Source organism: Pseudomonas sp. 10S4 (assembly GCF_034344865.1).
Lineage (GTDB): Bacteria > Pseudomonadota > Gammaproteobacteria > Pseudomonadales > Pseudomonadaceae > Aquipseudomonas.
On sequence record NZ_CP133774.1, the window covers coordinates 5,483,045 to 5,497,016 of the forward strand.

Here is a 13,972-nt window from a genome sequence, read left to right on the forward strand (position 1 = left end):
AGAATTTATCTCGCTCTGGCTTTTGTGCAAGAAATTTACTTACTGCATACCGGGTCGGTCGGCTTAGCCCTTTTTTATGGCAAAGCCTACTCGCATAATCTAAAACAGACTTGCGACGCCTGCACGTAGTCCAATATATTTTTTCTGATATGCAACTTCGAAAATATCTAACATTTCTTGAGTTGTACGGCTAGAGCCTATTGAAGGCCCTCTTTTCTGTCTGACCAAGCCCCTATAGTCCGAGCTTTTTCTGAAGTTATCTAACAACTCGTAAAACCTTGATTTTTCAACTCCCAACAACTCAATAGCATGTTTGCGCGATATCAAACTACTCTCAAAGTCTTTAAGCGTTTTACGGCGACTGATTGCAAGCATTTCTTCATCTAACGATGCGCTTGATTCGAATACAGCGGTCGGTGTGTTGTCCACCGCAGTTCGAGCTCTAACCATCGGAGCTGGCACAATTGGAGCGCCAGCCACGCTACGACCTTCGTTAGTTTGCTGATCATCCGTTTCCTGCTTTCGAGATTTTTCGATCATGCTTTTAGATTTTCCGAAGCTGTAGGCACTTCGTATAATCAACACATGTTCGGCGAACAATCAACTATCAACAACACTTCAAGCCAAGGGGGATAAATTTTTTAACCACAGTGCAAGTGCGTGTTTTAATTCACTATTAATTGACAGCCAGCTTACACTTAGAGCTTCACTCTTTGCAATCAACAAGTTAGTTTTTTGTCAATATTAGCCATGACTTTCACGGCTGTCTTTTATGAGTTTTTTTATAGCGGCATGGCTAATAATCGAGAAGCCAAAATAACTAATAATTCTAAAACTAGCGCAGGAAATCTACACATTATTTCATTTAACGATAATTGACGTAGCGGGTCGTGTCTTAAATCCCTTACAAAAACATGAGGTTAATTAGTGTGTCAATTTATGCAACCTTTTAATCTGCATTTCCGCCAACGCCTCCTTATAATTTTTGTTTAGACTTATCTGTTTTTTTATTTCGAAAAAATCTTCATGGATTGATTGCGCTGGTTTTCCGATACCAATTTATCTACAACGCGTCTTCGCCATGAACGGGTAACTCAGTCCTTTTACTGAGAGGTTTGTTGGATGTCTTACCACTAGAGCAAGATCAGCCAAGATCTTACGCGCGAAATTCAAGCGAATTCTTCCATTTAATTTTTTAACGACTTCAAATAGCGAAGATAAGTGGACGAATATTATTTCGTCCACTTAAATAATGCATTTTTTAGCACAAATTCTATTTAATCAATCAGTTAGCGCTATCCAGAGAATTACCAGCGTTTACACTAACCTCCGGTCACGTTTGCACAAAACCCCGTTTCTCAAAAAATCAGCAATTTGAAGGCTTATCCTCATCCCCTTTCCAATCTTTCCATCGTACGACCATTGGCAGCCCAACCAAGTAAAACGGTTCCCGGTCAATGCTTACGTCTCAGCCCGCCTGAACGAAGTTGACGAGTCGCGCCATCCATTCATCAATGCTTGGTACGCCGATAGGTACTTGAACTGGATTGCTCATAGTTGGAGTCCACAGACGCCACACCTTCAGTATTACAAGACCATCAACGGTCTGGAAAAGATGCTCAACTGGAGTTTCGCGAACAACCTCTCGTTGCTGGACTGGACAGACGCCGACTTCAGAGACTATGTGGGCTTTATCCAAAGCCCTGGCAGTGACTGGGCCAGTCCTAGCATTCAGCCGCGGTTCCTGGTCAGCCCCGGCAAGGATTACCACGATTACCCTATAAATCCTGAATGGAAACTATTCCATTCCACCCGTGCCTCGAAGTCCAGCGACGCCATAGACAGGAATGTTTGGAAGCGTGAGATCACGCTGACTATTGGCTGGAAGACTCCGTCGGCCCTCACCCACTCCTCTGGACGGTTGCGCTTGCGCGTCAGCTTCAACTTAAAGGAACTGTGGTTCCAGACGTTGTTGCCTATGTATTTTTCATTGATCAATACCTGGTGAACCGCACCTCGCGACCACAATGCGGATCGGTACATTAAGTACGCCCTGAGTATTGAGCCAATCAGCTATTTCGCGTTCGCTCCTGCCCTCTTCCACGAACAGCTGGTAAATGTGCTGCACCGTCGCGATTTCACTTGCAGGGCCAGGTATCAGGATGACTCTGTCTGTCTGAATACTTTTATGCTCGCCCAGACCCAATTCATTTTTGGGTTGTCCGGTTGCATCCACCAATTGACGTCTAAGCCCAAAACCCGCCGGCCCTCCCCGGCGATAGCCCATCTCGATCAATCGCGATTGCCCAGCAAAGACCTTCACCGACAACTCTCGACTGTATTCACCAGCCATCATGCGCTTAACGCTTTTGACGATATTCGAGACGGGAGAGCCATCGTTGGTGAATTGTTCTGCGCAATATTGGACGGAAACGCCCGCCTGGCGACATCGAACCTCATAGCTTGCGCTGACATCAGGATCCTGGAACCGCCCCCAACGACTCACGTCATAGACCAGCACCGTCGAGTACTGCGCACGACCAGTCTCGACATCGGAAAAAAGCTGTTTGAGTGCATCACGGCCTTCCAGACGCAGGCCGCTTTTTCCGGCGTCCGTATAAACCTTGATAATCTCCAAGCTGTGCGTGACCGCGTACTGCCGAATGGTGTCCAGCTGATTTTCAGTCGAGTACTGCTGATGCTCCGTAGACATGCGGGCGTATGCCGCAGCCAAGGCTACAGTCGATTCAATGTGATCCACACCCTCACCAATGAGCGTCCGCACTGGCATTACCCTCGTCCTGATCCACGGTCGACGTAACACGTCACAGGCCGCGAACAGTCACTGCGTTTCTTCGAAATAGCCCTTAAGAAGGTAGAAGACCGGGGAGCGAAAAATGTTCACTAAAACGGGCAATTCTTTTCTGACCCAAAAAAAGTATGCCGCTGAGATCGCCCGAGCTCTGCAAATGGAGCTTGGAGAAACCCATCAGGCGACCAAGACACTGATGCGCTGGACAAATGCGGACGAGAGAACAGTGAAAAACTGGATGGCGGGGAGCAACGGCCCCCGAGGTGAGCACCTAGTGGCCTTGGTTAAGCACTCCGACTTTGCTCTCGCTGCCCTTCTTGGCATGGCAGAAAGGCCTCAGGCATTGACCGCTTCTGAACTGCCTCTACTCAGACAAAACCTTCAGATGGCCATAGATAGAATCGATTCATGCATGTGCCGAGCACAGACCTAACACCACCGAAAAAGCCAGTGACACACTTGCATCCCACCTCGGCAGGCCGTGGGTGATAGACCGCGTGACGCACCGGGCCAGCGGTGTCCGTCGTCCCCCAGCGCAACAACAACGACCAGACCTTGTCGGTGTATTGCAGGTCTTCGATGGTTTCTTGGGGAAGGTGAATGACTTCCCTGCGGCGATAACCAGGGCGGCCAGCAGCTGGTTGCGGGGCACCGGCGACAGCAACTGGCCCCACCCAAAACTACTTCAATCGCCCCGCTCCATCCAGCCAACCTAGAGCTCCTTTTTACAACCATTCAGTGGCCGCGGGATTGTGTTTAATGCGGCTATCCAGAAACGCCGCACCAATTGCTGAATCGCAGCAACTTACTTGGGATCGGGGCCGGCTCGCCCACCACAGGGCTATAGACATCGCCGCCTAATTTGGCATTGCGCTTGTGCCCTCTACCTTTGAGAGCATCGCCGAACGAATCGCTACCCTTACGCCGTCACGCTGTTCGTGTACTTCTGATGCTTCTGGACTGGACATGTACTGGTGATCCGGCACTGGCTATTTCCCAGGCATCCCGGGGTTCGTCCAGGTCGCGATTGAGGGTTTCCGGGGTCTTGAATGTGGTGTACAGGGTGATCAGTGTGAGCAGAGTCAGGTAGCAGGCAATTGGCAGCCAGGCGCCGATACCTGCGCTGGCGTCGCCGTCATGGCTCGCCACCACCAGGGCAATGATGCCGGCACCGATCATCGGTGCAATGCCACCTGCGATCACTGCCGACGCTTCCCGGGCAATGGACACACCCATGTAGCGGTGACGCGAGCCGAACAATTCAGACATCAGCGCCGCTTGGGTACCGAACATGCCCCATGTACCGATACCCAGCGCGATGGAGATGGCAATGACGCTAGCTACGACATTGCCCAGGCTGAGTACCCACCACACAGGGAAGGCCAGAGCTAGTTGCACCAGCGCGAAGGCCCGGTAGACCACAACACGACCAAACCGGTCGCTGAGCTTGCCGGCAATCGGCACGGTAATCGCTCCAAGGCTGGCCGCGCAGATAAGGGTCAGCACGCCCACTGGCCCCTGAAGACCCACCACGCCAACGATGTAGCTCACCGCCAGGGCCTGGTAAATCGACGAACCACCATTTTCTCCCAGGCGCAGCCCGATGCCGATCAACAACGTGGGTTTGGAGTGTTTCATCGCACTCTTCAACGGGTTCTCGCATACGCGCTTGAGCGCCTTGAGGCGGATGAAAGTCGGCGATTCCTTGAGTGACAGACGCATGTACAGGCCCAACGCAACGATCACCACGCTGCTGAAGAACGGCAACCGCCATAGCCCGCTTTCGATCACGTTGTCATTGCCGCTGACCACCAGGAAATACACCAGCGCTGCGAGGATGGTGCCCAATTGGATGCCAAGGAACGGCAGCGCAGCGTAGAAACCGCGCCGGCCCTCGGGGGCGTATTCGGTCATCATTACCGCCGCTCCGGCCTGTTCGGCACCCGCGCCCAGCCCTTGGAGAAGACGCAGGATCACCAGCAGCACAGGTGCCAGGTAGCCGACTTGATGGAAGCTTGGCAGTGCACCGATGAGCGTGCTGGAAATGCCCATCAGCAGCACGGTCGATGCGAGCACGAACTTACGCCCGACGCGATCCCCGATCATGCCGAACAGTACCCCGCCCAGCGGCCGTATCGCAAAGCCCAGGAAGTAGGTACCAAAACTGGCGATCAGGCTCATGGCGCGGGTCTGTTCAGGAAAGAACAGCGGCCCGAAAATCAGTGCCGAAGCCAGGGTGTAAAGCGCAAAGTCGTAGTACTCCAGGGCACTGCCCAGAGAGCAAGCCCAAGCCGCGCGGTGCAAGTCTTTCTTGTGCTCTTTCGCGTCGCTGATCGTGGCGATGTCGGATGCTGGATGATCATGAGTCATGGGGTAACTCCAGGTGCCTTTATGGCATCTTGTTATTGACAGGTAGTTGGATTGCTTACAATTTCAACCGCTGTATTTCCTGGAGCATGGCCTGCTCCATGATGTCGATGGGCGCCTCTTTCCCGGTGTACAACTCGATTTGCCGACACGCCTGGTGCACTAACATGCGGGTGCCGGGCACAGTGCGGCACTCCAGCGCTGTGGCTTGCAGCAGCAGCGCGGTTTGCACCGGCATGAACGCCACATCCATGACGATCAGGTGACTGGCCAGACGGCCGTCCAGCGGGTTGCTGTCCGGCTGCTTGAAGCCAACAGAGGTGGCATTGATGACGATATCGAAATTCCTGGCCGTGAACGCCTCGACGCTGCCGCCCCACCGGGCACCCAGATCCTCGGCCAGGACGGCACCGCGCTCGACACTGCGGTTGAATACGGTGACCTCGGCGGCCGCTTGCAAACATCCGTAAACCACCGCACGAGCAGCGCCGCCTGCACCGATCACGGCGATGCGTTTGTCTTTCAGTTCAGTGACTTCCTGCAGGGCGCGTATCGCGCCCAGGTAGTCGGTGTTATAGCCGGTCAGTACGCCGTCGACGTTGTTGATGGTGTTGACCGCGCCAATCACTTGGGCCGACTCGTCGATCTTGTCCAGGTGAGGCATTACTGCAGTTTTATAGGGCATGGAAACGTTCATGCCGCGCACGCCCAGAGCGCGAATAGCCGCTACAGCGGCAACAGGATCTTCGACGCCAAAACAGACAAAAGTATAGTCCAGGCCCAAGGCCGCGTAAGCGGCATTGTGGATCTTTGCCGAGAGCGAAAACGGCGAGCCCATGATGGAGCCGCAGAGGGTTGGCAGGGATTGAGGCATCTTGGAATCCTTTGCGAGAGTTAGACGACGCTGGTCAAGCCGCCATCGACGAAAAGGGTCTGACCGTTAACGAAGTTGGATGCTGATGAGGCGAGGAAAACTGCCGCGCCGCAGAGTTCTTCTACATTGCCCCAACGCCCGGCGGGGGTGCGCTGCACCAGCCATTCGGAGAAAGCCGGATCGTCGACCAGCGCCTGATTCAATTCGGTCTGGAAGTAACCGGGGGCTAGAGCATTGATCTGAAGACCATGACCGGCCCAGTCGGCACACATGCCACGGGTGAGCATGCGCACGGCGCCTTTGCTGGCGGCGTAAGGCGCGATGGAGCGTCGGGCCAGCTCGCTTTGCACCGAGCCGATGTTGATGATCTTGCCGCGTCGGCGCGCGATCATATGGCGGGCGACAGCTTTGGACACATTGAACACGCCATCGAGGTTGGTGCCCATCAGCTGGCGCCAATCTTCGGCACTGACATCTTCGAGCGCCTGCCGATGCTGCAACCCGGCGTTGTTGATCAGAATGTCTATTGGGCCCAAGTGGTTTTCCAGAGCATCTACCGCCGATGCGACGGCCTGGTGGTCGGTCACGTCGAACACCGAGTAATCGACGTCCAGCCCTTCATCGCGCAACTGCGCGCAAGCACCTTGGGCGCGCTCGGCATCGCGGCCATTAAGCACCACCTGGGCACCCGCTTGTGCCAACCCACGGGCCAAGGCCAGGCCAATGCCGCGTACCGAGCCGGTGATCAGCGCTCGACGCCCGTTCAGACGAAAGCTGTCGATCATGTAAGTCTCCCTGCGCTGAATTTTTGAGTGGGCTATGACGCCACTTTCAACCGCTATCGCGCTGGCGTTCCAATCGTTTATGGTGATGTCGTGATCACCCTTCGTGATCACCAAGCGGCCGTACTGCATCGGGAGAAGTTGTGGAACTCAAGCATCTGAAAGCGTTTGCAACCCTGGCCGAAGAGCTCCATTTCGGTCGTGCGGCGGTGCGCCTGCACATTGTCCAGCCGGCCTTGAGTGCGCAAATACGTGCTCTGGAAGACGATGTCGGAGCGCAGTTGTTCGAGCGTGACCGGCACCGAGTCGAGTTGACAGAGGAGGGAATGCTGTTTCTGCCCGAGGCCCTGGCGACCTTGCGCCAGGCTGGACGCGCCCTTGAGGTGTTACAGCAAGCGGCGGCCGGAGAGGTTGGGATCTTGCGTCTGGCATTTGTGTCTTCAACGTTGTCGCACTTATTGCCGCTACTCGTGCGTACGCTGGAGCAGCGCTACCCGCGTATCGAACTGGAACTCAAGGACATGCCTTCGCTACCACAGGCTCGGGCCTTGCTGGACAATGCCCTAGATTTTGGCTTGGTACGCCTGCCCTTGAACGTGTCTGGCGTGCACACACGAATGCTCTTCGAAGAATCATTGGTGGTAGCGCTGCCGCAAGAAAACCCGCTGTGCACTCAACGTCGTATAAAACCTCAGGACTTGGCCGGGTGTCCGGTACTAGTGCTGGCGCGTAAGTTCGCTCCGGGTTTGTATGACCAAATGCTGGCAGGTTTTCACAGACGCAAAGTTACCCTGACCATTGCACGGGAAATGGGCGAGTTCACCACCCAGTTGGCGTTAGTGGCCGCCGGTCTAGGTATCGGAATCTTGCCAAGCGGCGCCGCATCGGCACTGCCAGTCGGTGTAGTGACTCGACCACTGACTCTGCCCATGAGCGGAGCTGGTATCGGTGTGGCTTGGCTCGGTCTGGAAAACCCGCGCAAGCGGGCGCTGATGATGGTGCTAGACGAACTTTATCCCGCGTCGAGTCCTGAGCTAACTTAGGGGCTGTAGGGAGAAACCTCGACTCACCAGATCAAATACCTGGAAAGAGAGCCTAGGACTGTTGATTCTCACCGCCGGCCACAATTAGCAAAAAGCGTCGTTTGCTAGCTTGAAGCATCGCCGTCCAGCACTACCAGAATTCAGATAAAGCTGTTCATCGTGCGACCTAGTGCGTGGTTTAGGCGGATGAGCTTAAAAGTGGTGGGCTCGGGTCAGGCGAGCTTGATGGCTCCGCCTTGGATATCGTCCCGTGCTGTTCGCAAGTCATTGGCATCTTGGTTGAGCCGATGAATCAGGTTGAGCAATCGTTGCCGCAGCACCTCATCTTGGAGCTGCTCGGCAGCACGCATCACATCAAGCGCCGCGACCTCATTGTTGGTGGCTACGGAGTCAAGCAGTTTGCGCATGCTTCTTGATGGCCGATTCATCTCCAACCCTCCTAGGTTTCGGTGTCGCGAATCATATGGCCGGAATGTTTCATCAGTGTTTCAGTTGCACTAAATGGTTTTGAGTCACCGGTTCGGGCTGATTTTACGCAGCTGGAGGGGCGCCCAATGAGGGGGCGATTACGCTTGTAGCGCCGACCCGTGATGAATCTAAAGCGCTACCATCAAGCCGGGCCTAGCCCGAATGAGCGATTACAACAATCAACATCAGGTGCTACCGCTGAGTGAGGTACGTGACGAAGCTTAAGCGAGCCCTCCCTCTCCAGTCGACCAATAGGTCGATAACACTCCCCCTAGTTCCAAACATGTCGAGTGGGCGCTTCGACCCCAGCATCGACCTCGACCGCAAACTAAAACCGAACGGACGTCGGCAATCCTCACGAGAGCCATAAATGAATTACGTTGGGTTGATTCAGCATCAAGCCGAGCAGCTCTTTGGCAACAAAGCGAAAGCCGCCACATGGTTGACCCAACCGAAAACCACCTTCAGTGGACGCACACCATTGCAGCTGGCTTTCACTGAAGCGGGATATGAACTCGTGAAAGCGGAACTTGAAAGAATCGGCCATGGGTACGCCTGTTAGCGCCTCCCATCCTCCCACCGAACTCAACATGATCGTTTTTGATCTCAACACCAACGACAGCGAAGCCTTGATCCGGCATGTCGAAGAATTCAGACCTGCGTGGGGGGACGCGCGCGAAGACTCTCGACTGCGTGACGCGTTGCTCGAATTGAGAGAAGCTTTGGTGTCGCACCTTAAAGATTCAGCTTGCTAAGCTACGTCCCTTACCTCGTTTGTTTCGCAGTCGACCGAAACAAGGCTCCAGCCAAATCTTCATTTCGCGTGATGTTGTCGGTTGAAACGATTCCAGCAGCGAAACTCGCCTGTCGAAAAAAGCCCCGTATGACGGGGCTTTTTGGAGTACTCAGGCCACTTTTTTCTGCAGCGATACCTGATTGTAGTAGCTGATTAGATCGACCGTTTGTGCACCGGCCATGGCTGTCTGAACCTGATCCGACGACATGCCGTATTGGAGGTTGGCGTTGTTGACCTGCAAATCTAGCTGCAACGAACCCGCTTGCGCATAAGAGTCGTTCCATTCACTAATGGCTTCATTGACGTCGTTGAGTACTGCTGAGAAGTTGCTCGCGCTGGCGTCAGATATAGCGGATCGGATGTCGGTTACTGCCGCGTTGACATCATTTTCAAGAGTTTGCCACTCGGCCAGCACCGCCTGCAGGCTGGCCTCGATGGCCACCGACTGAGTAGCAAGGTCGGCAAAACTGTGCGCCAACACATGCAATGTAGCGACATCGGCAGTGATCCCTTGGATGGTGGCAAGGGTCGCAGTAATCGTCGCCTTGTCAGCTTCAATTTGCTTGGCGTCCAGCGCAATGTAGGTGCTTGCAACAGCAATGGCTGGGCCGAGCATAAACCAAACAAGCGCACCAACAGGCCACAGCGCGATCGTCGCCACTACACCCAACGTCAATGCCACACCATCAGCAATACCGAGTGCGATAATGGCAGCAGTGAGGCTCTTTATATCCGCCTTAAGCTGATCGATTTGTGCGTTGAGCGTGTCGATTTGGGTTTGGTCAGCATTGGCATCGACCGTCGATTTATCAGCGATGCTTTGAAGCTGAGCGGCCATATCAGGCAGCGTATCGCTCGACTTTTGTAAGGCGCTAATCGCCCCACTGATGAACGAGGTCACCAGTCCCAGCTGCCTAGTGAGCGTGGTCAGATCTTGGTTGAGTGTCGCCAAAGCTACCTGATTACTGGGTTGAGCGATGAGTGCCTCGCTCTGATTTTTAGCGTCTTGAAGAACCTGACTGATCACTGCGTTGTAGCCAATGACGTCCTGAGGAACATTCAGCAAGCGGGCCATAACCGTGTTGACCCAATTCAAGGCGTCGCCGTTGGCAGCTTCAAAAGCGCTAACAAACGCAGGCCAATCGGGAGGCACTTGGTTGAGGGTAGGCAGGCTGGATCCCAGCACGCTGGTCATAACAGTGTTAACCGCCACTACATTTTGTTTGTAGTCAGATTGCACTTGGGTGAGTGAAACGGAGTTTTTGCGGATTGCATGGGCGAGAGACAGCATGAGATGTTACTCCTTTTAATTGCTGCGGCTGGGTGATCCATCAACTGCAACCTAGAGTAGCGATACCGAAATGGGGCGTAGGAATAATTGGATTTATGGATGAGAACGAAAGGAAATGAAGCAGAGAAGTCTGCCAGCCAACACCCCCCAATGATTCCGAACTGAAGGCAAATCAAAAAAGCTTTAGCAGACACTGTAGTGGTCAACTAATCCCGGACACGACGTTAAGTTTTTCCTCGGCCCGAGCTGGCGTCAGCCCACCGTTGAATTGGTGAGGCCGAATCCAGTTGTACCGATGCATCAAAAAATGGCTGATGTCGCGCTGTGCTTCCTGCACAGTTGTTAGGCCCTGGCGCCATATTCAGGGCAAAGCAGGCGGGCAGGAATAACGCTAGCGTCGCAAGGTTCATATGGATATCCATAACCATTTTTCGTCAATCCTATTGAACTGCCGCATGTGCCACCGTCCTTAGGGTCATGAGCGGAGCACGTGCAGTCAGCACGCCGGCGCATTCAGAAAGGTGTGTCCCCCGGACGCTTACCGTTCTGCTTCGTATTGAAGCGGTACTGATTGGCCTCAGCGGTTGGCGGTCATAAGCCCAAATACCGTATCAACCTTGCTGGGGTAAAACCCTCGCAGGGAATGCTTCCTCTTTGAGCTTCTCCATTACCAATCCAATGAATGCTGATACCGCCAACGGCAAATGCTCCCGGCTTGGGTAGGCATACGGATCATGCCCATTCATGCGTGCTGACTGGATCAGAACTCATGATCGTCGCTATGCGCTCCCCATCGTTTTGGAGGCTGCAATCTCGACCATTGGTAATGGACGATCCTTCGAGCACGAACCGCGTTTACTTCCCAAGCGTCAGCTCAATATTCGCTTACGCTTAAGCGTGCTGTTTGGCGTAGTTCTCAATGGAACAAAAGCCGGAAGCGCTACTGGTGGTTGACCCCGGTAGAGTGGCAACCATGGTTTGAACCGCCATCACACAATGAGTTAGATGGTGACAGCAGCGCTGAAATGGTCGTACCTCACGGCATCCATTTACCCCTGAATACCTGTCATCCCTCCCCCGTGTAAGGCTGAATATTGCTCATCGGAATCTTGGTGAGGAACGAGACTTCAGCATCGTCTTTGGGGCCATGATTGAGCGCAATCACTTGCGAAGTTTCAATACTTGAACCATCCAGCAAGAGTGAGAACTCCATGTTTTTGCTCCTGCCTTCAGGCAGCGGCTCGAGACCATCTCGACCGATTTTAAATTCATTCAGAACCATGGATATTTCATAGAGCGGCGCACCAGCGCTCTGTCCCCCGGCTTCGGTATTGATGGCGGTAGAGACCCAAACCGTAGACTTGTCTTTTGTGTATTTTATGTACGTGGACAAGTCGTTAAGCTTTGGTTTACCCCCCATTTACCTATGTTCTCAACAATATGTTTAGGCAAGCCAGAGGTGTCCTTGCCGCCTACGAAAATACTCGCAAATTTTCGTGCCTGCTCTGTATTCAATGGAACCCAGGCGGTGAAGCCCCTGGTGAGGATTGTTGTAGGTTTTCGTATGTTCGCTTGTCGGCTCGATATAACGTGAACTTCGTTCCAGACTGAATTGAAGAGGTCGTCACAGCCTCCGTGGATGGCGCTTGCAGCGAAGGCGCTGATGGAGGAGGCGCACAGGGGCCTTGGTGATATGTTCCGCACGCGGAGCAGGTCTTAGGGATTGAAAACGGCACAGGTTTTGAAGCGATGGCGGGCGCGGCTCGATGGGATGGTACCAACCTGCTAGATGAAGACGCCTGGGGGCTTTCGATTGGAGGAAAAATCTTGCTGCTCCTGAGTTTTTGACTCGCAGGCGGCGTGTTGGGTCTTGCAGGCGATGGGAGGCTGGGCATGGGGCCTTTGCCTGCATTCGATCCAGAATTTTTCAGCACAGTAGTCAGTCCCTTGTAATAGACGGTGTTAAAACCGTCTTGATGCGATTGCTCACGTTTATAATCGAAGTCGGTATGAGAGTTGCTCGAGGAATTGTTAGAGGGTATTTCCTATACTGAGGAGTTCTTTGTATTGTCAGTATCCGCCGAACCGGTGAGTGCACCATCATTGAGATGCTCATGAAAAGGGAGGCTGGCATCGGCGATATGGTGTTCAAGATCTTCCCGGAGATGACACGGGAAGCTGCAACAGACTGCTTAAGCTTCACTTGGACGCAGACGCACTTCGCCGGCGAGCCTACCGCTGAAAGTCATGTCGTGGCTTTGGGAGCAAGGCATCAAGGCTGGAAACCCCACCAGCGTGGATGAGCCAAAGTGTGGCTACTTTTCAGCCATAGAGGCGTCTTACCAGCCAGTAGGCTCGGGGGAGCAAAAAGTGTTGTGTAAGGCACAAGCTCTCCACCAAGCGCCCGACTGAAAGCCACGCTCGGGAGCAATAAAGCCAAATAAAAGCCAGAAATTCAGCTGACGACGGCGCCTTTAGGGCCGCTGGCAATCAGTGCCGCCCCGCAGGCGGTTTTCATCCCGTCCAGAGCGATGGGGGTTCCATCAACGGTGTAGGTGCTGCTGCCCTCGGCAATAGGGAAAATCCCTTTGCACAACGGGCAGCTGACCTTGTGACCGACCCCGGCAATCGGCTTGCCGTTGAGATCGGTTCGGGAGAAGGCTTCGAGCACCTTGCCACCGTGTGTGGTGGAGTCGCCCAAACGGATTGCGTCTTTCATGTCGTCACTCCTTTGACTAAGTTACTCAGCCATCCAAACGTCTTCGTCAGCTTGGGTACCTAGTGCAACTCAAATGATCGGTATCGCGCCTGGCGTGGCGAGTCGCACCGGCTCACCGCCCTTACGGCCAAATATCAGGTTTTCCATCGCTTGAATAAAGTTCAGTCCCTGTATCCAAAGCCCGTCGTGAATGAGGCTCAAGACGTAGCAGCAACCCTGTTCGTCCATCAACAGCGCGCCATGGCCGTGTTGGACTTCGGCAATGCTCACCAAGGTACTGCTTAGGCGTTGCTGCCACTCAAGGAACTCCTCGCTATCATGCAGATATTCAAATGTACCAAAGGCGACATCGCTCGTAGCACACTCCTCCCCTGCGCTGCAGATGCCCACCTGCACCCCGACCAGCTGCTCAAGTAGAGCAGCGGCAGGATGTTCCGGTGGGACGTAACACGCTACTGGTTCGGTGCAAGGGGTGGGCCAGCCTGCGGCGAGAAACAGTGGGCGCAGGCTCTCAGGAAGCTCGATCATTGGGAGCACGTTCAGCGTCCGGTCACGATTTCACCAAGCAATTATTGAGTGCTATAAAGTCCACATTCGCTTCATAGTCGAAGTCTTCCACGATATCTTGAAGGTGCATATGCTCAAGACCATGCGCTGACATCTCATATGATGCGTTAATAAGAAAAACACCAAGTTCTCTAATCGTTTGTGGATCAGCAAGAATCGAAACCTCATCCAGCTGAATATTTTTATCACTCCCGACAGCGGTTCCGTGCACACTGAATTTATTTAACTTTTTCATAGATTGAAACCTTGTTCC

15 protein-coding genes and 3 pseudogenes are annotated in these 13,972 nt (G+C 53.7%); 5 read left to right on the forward strand and 13 right to left on the reverse strand.

Annotation, left to right across the window (positions count from 1 at the left end):
* Window positions 1–99: 99 nt before the first annotated feature.
* On the reverse strand, window positions 100–540 hold the full coding sequence (locus tag RHM58_RS25745) for a hypothetical protein (RefSeq protein ID WP_322268577.1): 441 nt from the start codon (window positions 538–540) through the stop codon (window positions 100–102).
* Window positions 541–1,872: 1,332 nt separating this feature from the next.
* Window positions 1,873–2,713, reverse strand: a pseudogene (locus tag RHM58_RS25750) (recombinase family protein); the annotation flags it as partial.
* A 184-nt stretch (window positions 2,714–2,897) separates the two neighbouring features.
* Here RHM58_RS25750 and RHM58_RS25755 point away from each other — a divergent pair.
* Window positions 2,898–3,245 carry a hypothetical protein gene (locus RHM58_RS25755; protein ID WP_322268578.1) on the forward strand — a complete coding sequence of 116 codons (348 nt, stop codon included), beginning with the start codon at window positions 2,898–2,900 and terminating at the stop codon, window positions 3,243–3,245.
* 494 nt (window positions 3,246–3,739) lie between these two features.
* Here the strand turns inward: RHM58_RS25755 and RHM58_RS25760 are convergent, their stop codons facing one another.
* From RHM58_RS25760 to RHM58_RS25770, 3 genes are read right to left on the reverse strand one after another with little or no spacing between them, the layout of a single operon-like run.
* Window positions 3,740–5,182, reverse strand: coding sequence for an MFS transporter (locus tag RHM58_RS25760; RefSeq protein WP_322268579.1), 1,443 nt, complete (start codon window positions 5,180–5,182; stop codon window positions 3,740–3,742).
* A gap of 55 nt (window positions 5,183–5,237) precedes the next feature.
* A complete protein-coding gene (aroE, locus tag RHM58_RS25765; RefSeq protein ID WP_322268580.1) occupies window positions 5,238–6,053 on the reverse strand; it encodes a shikimate dehydrogenase in 816 nt (271 codons plus the stop codon).
* A gap of 20 nt (window positions 6,054–6,073) precedes the next feature.
* Window positions 6,074–6,838: an SDR family oxidoreductase gene (locus tag RHM58_RS25770; RefSeq protein ID WP_322268581.1), complete on the reverse strand. Its 765-nt coding sequence runs from the start codon at window positions 6,836–6,838 to the stop codon at window positions 6,074–6,076.
* 140 nt (window positions 6,839–6,978) lie between these two features.
* Here RHM58_RS25770 and RHM58_RS25775 point away from each other — a divergent pair, with 140 nt between their 5' ends.
* Window positions 6,979–7,878 (forward strand): LysR family transcriptional regulator, encoded by a 900-nt coding sequence (locus tag RHM58_RS25775; RefSeq protein ID WP_322268582.1) that lies wholly within the window; start codon window positions 6,979–6,981, stop codon window positions 7,876–7,878.
* A gap of 212 nt (window positions 7,879–8,090) precedes the next feature.
* Here the strand turns inward: RHM58_RS25775 and RHM58_RS25780 are convergent, their stop codons facing one another.
* Window positions 8,091–8,306, reverse strand: coding sequence for a hypothetical protein (locus RHM58_RS25780; RefSeq protein WP_322268583.1), 216 nt, complete (start codon window positions 8,304–8,306; stop codon window positions 8,091–8,093).
* Between the two features lie 410 nt (window positions 8,307–8,716).
* On the opposite strand from RHM58_RS25780, the gene RHM58_RS25785 reads away from it, so the two are divergent.
* Together RHM58_RS25785 and RHM58_RS25790 are read left to right on the forward strand one after the other, a co-directional pair.
* The gene (locus RHM58_RS25785; protein WP_322268585.1) at window positions 8,717–8,908 is read left to right on the forward strand and encodes an MbcA/ParS/Xre antitoxin family protein; all 192 of its coding nucleotides are present in this window, start codon (window positions 8,717–8,719) and stop codon (window positions 8,906–8,908) included.
* On the forward strand, window positions 8,892–9,101 hold the full coding sequence (locus RHM58_RS25790) for a hypothetical protein (protein WP_322268586.1): 210 nt from the start codon (window positions 8,892–8,894) through the stop codon (window positions 9,099–9,101). The genes RHM58_RS25785 and RHM58_RS25790 overlap by 17 nt, the downstream gene beginning before the upstream one ends.
* A 150-nt stretch (window positions 9,102–9,251) precedes the next feature.
* On the opposite strand, the gene RHM58_RS25795 is transcribed toward RHM58_RS25790, so the two are convergent.
* The 3 genes and pseudogenes from RHM58_RS25795 to RHM58_RS25805 all read right to left on the reverse strand — a co-directional run.
* The gene (locus RHM58_RS25795) at window positions 9,252–10,433 is read right to left on the reverse strand and encodes a hypothetical protein (RefSeq protein WP_322268587.1); all 1,182 of its coding nucleotides are present in this window, start codon (window positions 10,431–10,433) and stop codon (window positions 9,252–9,254) included.
* Window positions 10,434–10,635: 202 nt separating this feature from the next.
* Window positions 10,636–10,782 (reverse strand): annotated as a pseudogene (locus tag RHM58_RS25800) (IS3 family transposase); the annotation flags it as partial.
* A pseudogene (locus RHM58_RS25805) lies at window positions 10,772–10,843 on the reverse strand (LysE family translocator); the annotation flags it as partial. The pseudogenes RHM58_RS25800 and RHM58_RS25805, both read right to left, overlap by 11 nt.
* 334 nt (window positions 10,844–11,177) lie before the next feature.
* On the opposite strand from RHM58_RS25805, the gene RHM58_RS25810 reads away from it, so the two are divergent.
* The gene (locus tag RHM58_RS25810; RefSeq protein ID WP_322268588.1) at window positions 11,178–11,387 is read left to right on the forward strand and encodes a hypothetical protein; all 210 of its coding nucleotides are present in this window, start codon (window positions 11,178–11,180) and stop codon (window positions 11,385–11,387) included.
* 112 nt (window positions 11,388–11,499) lie between these two features.
* Here the strand turns inward: RHM58_RS25810 and RHM58_RS25815 are convergent, their stop codons facing one another.
* From RHM58_RS25815 to RHM58_RS25830, 4 genes are all read right to left on the reverse strand, one after another.
* Window positions 11,500–11,853 (reverse strand): hypothetical protein, encoded by a 354-nt coding sequence (locus RHM58_RS25815; protein ID WP_322268589.1) that lies wholly within the window; start codon window positions 11,851–11,853, stop codon window positions 11,500–11,502.
* Between the two features lie 1,035 nt (window positions 11,854–12,888).
* Window positions 12,889–13,152 (reverse strand): PAAR domain-containing protein, encoded by a 264-nt coding sequence (locus tag RHM58_RS25820; protein WP_011333757.1) that lies wholly within the window; start codon window positions 13,150–13,152, stop codon window positions 12,889–12,891.
* Between the two features lie 69 nt (window positions 13,153–13,221).
* Complete coding sequence (locus RHM58_RS25825; RefSeq protein WP_322268590.1) at window positions 13,222–13,680, reverse strand: SUKH-3 domain-containing protein; 459 nt, start codon at window positions 13,678–13,680, stop codon at window positions 13,222–13,224.
* A gap of 22 nt (window positions 13,681–13,702) precedes the next feature.
* Window positions 13,703–13,954, reverse strand: a complete 252-nt coding sequence (locus tag RHM58_RS25830; RefSeq protein WP_322268591.1) for a hypothetical protein — start codon at window positions 13,952–13,954, stop codon at window positions 13,703–13,705.
* Window positions 13,955–13,972: the final 18 nt, after the last annotated feature.

Bases quoted from the DNA above. Each gene is read 5' to 3' on its own strand.
- RHM58_RS25820 (WP_011333757.1), bottom strand. From the start codon at position 13,152: ATGAAAGACGCAATCCGTTTGGGCGACTCCACCACACACGGTGGCAAG.
- RHM58_RS25760 (WP_322268579.1), bottom strand. From the start codon at position 5,182: ATGACTCATGATCATCCAGCATCCGACATCGCCACGATCAGCGACGCG.
- RHM58_RS25755 (WP_322268578.1), top strand. From the start codon at position 2,898: ATGTTCACTAAAACGGGCAATTCTTTTCTGACCCAAAAAAAGTATGCC.
- RHM58_RS25790 (WP_322268586.1), top strand. From the start codon at position 8,892: ATGGGTACGCCTGTTAGCGCCTCCCATCCTCCCACCGAACTCAACATG.
- RHM58_RS25810 (WP_322268588.1), top strand. From the start codon at position 11,178: ATGCGTGCTGACTGGATCAGAACTCATGATCGTCGCTATGCGCTCCCC.
- RHM58_RS25830 (WP_322268591.1), bottom strand. From the start codon at position 13,954: ATGAAAAAGTTAAATAAATTCAGTGTGCACGGAACCGCTGTCGGGAGT.
- RHM58_RS25780 (WP_322268583.1), bottom strand. From the start codon at position 8,306: ATGAATCGGCCATCAAGAAGCATGCGCAAACTGCTTGACTCCGTAGCC.
- RHM58_RS25770 (WP_322268581.1), bottom strand. From the start codon at position 6,838: ATGATCGACAGCTTTCGTCTGAACGGGCGTCGAGCGCTGATCACCGGC.
- RHM58_RS25785 (WP_322268585.1), top strand. From the start codon at position 8,717: ATGAATTACGTTGGGTTGATTCAGCATCAAGCCGAGCAGCTCTTTGGC.
- RHM58_RS25815 (WP_322268589.1), bottom strand. From the start codon at position 11,853: ATGGGGGGTAAACCAAAGCTTAACGACTTGTCCACGTACATAAAATAC.
- RHM58_RS25795 (WP_322268587.1), bottom strand. From the start codon at position 10,433: ATGCTGTCTCTCGCCCATGCAATCCGCAAAAACTCCGTTTCACTCACC.
- aroE (WP_322268580.1), bottom strand. From the start codon at position 6,053: ATGCCTCAATCCCTGCCAACCCTCTGCGGCTCCATCATGGGCTCGCCG.
- RHM58_RS25745 (WP_322268577.1), bottom strand. From the start codon at position 540: ATGATCGAAAAATCTCGAAAGCAGGAAACGGATGATCAGCAAACTAAC.
- RHM58_RS25825 (WP_322268590.1), bottom strand. From the start codon at position 13,680: ATGATCGAGCTTCCTGAGAGCCTGCGCCCACTGTTTCTCGCCGCAGGC.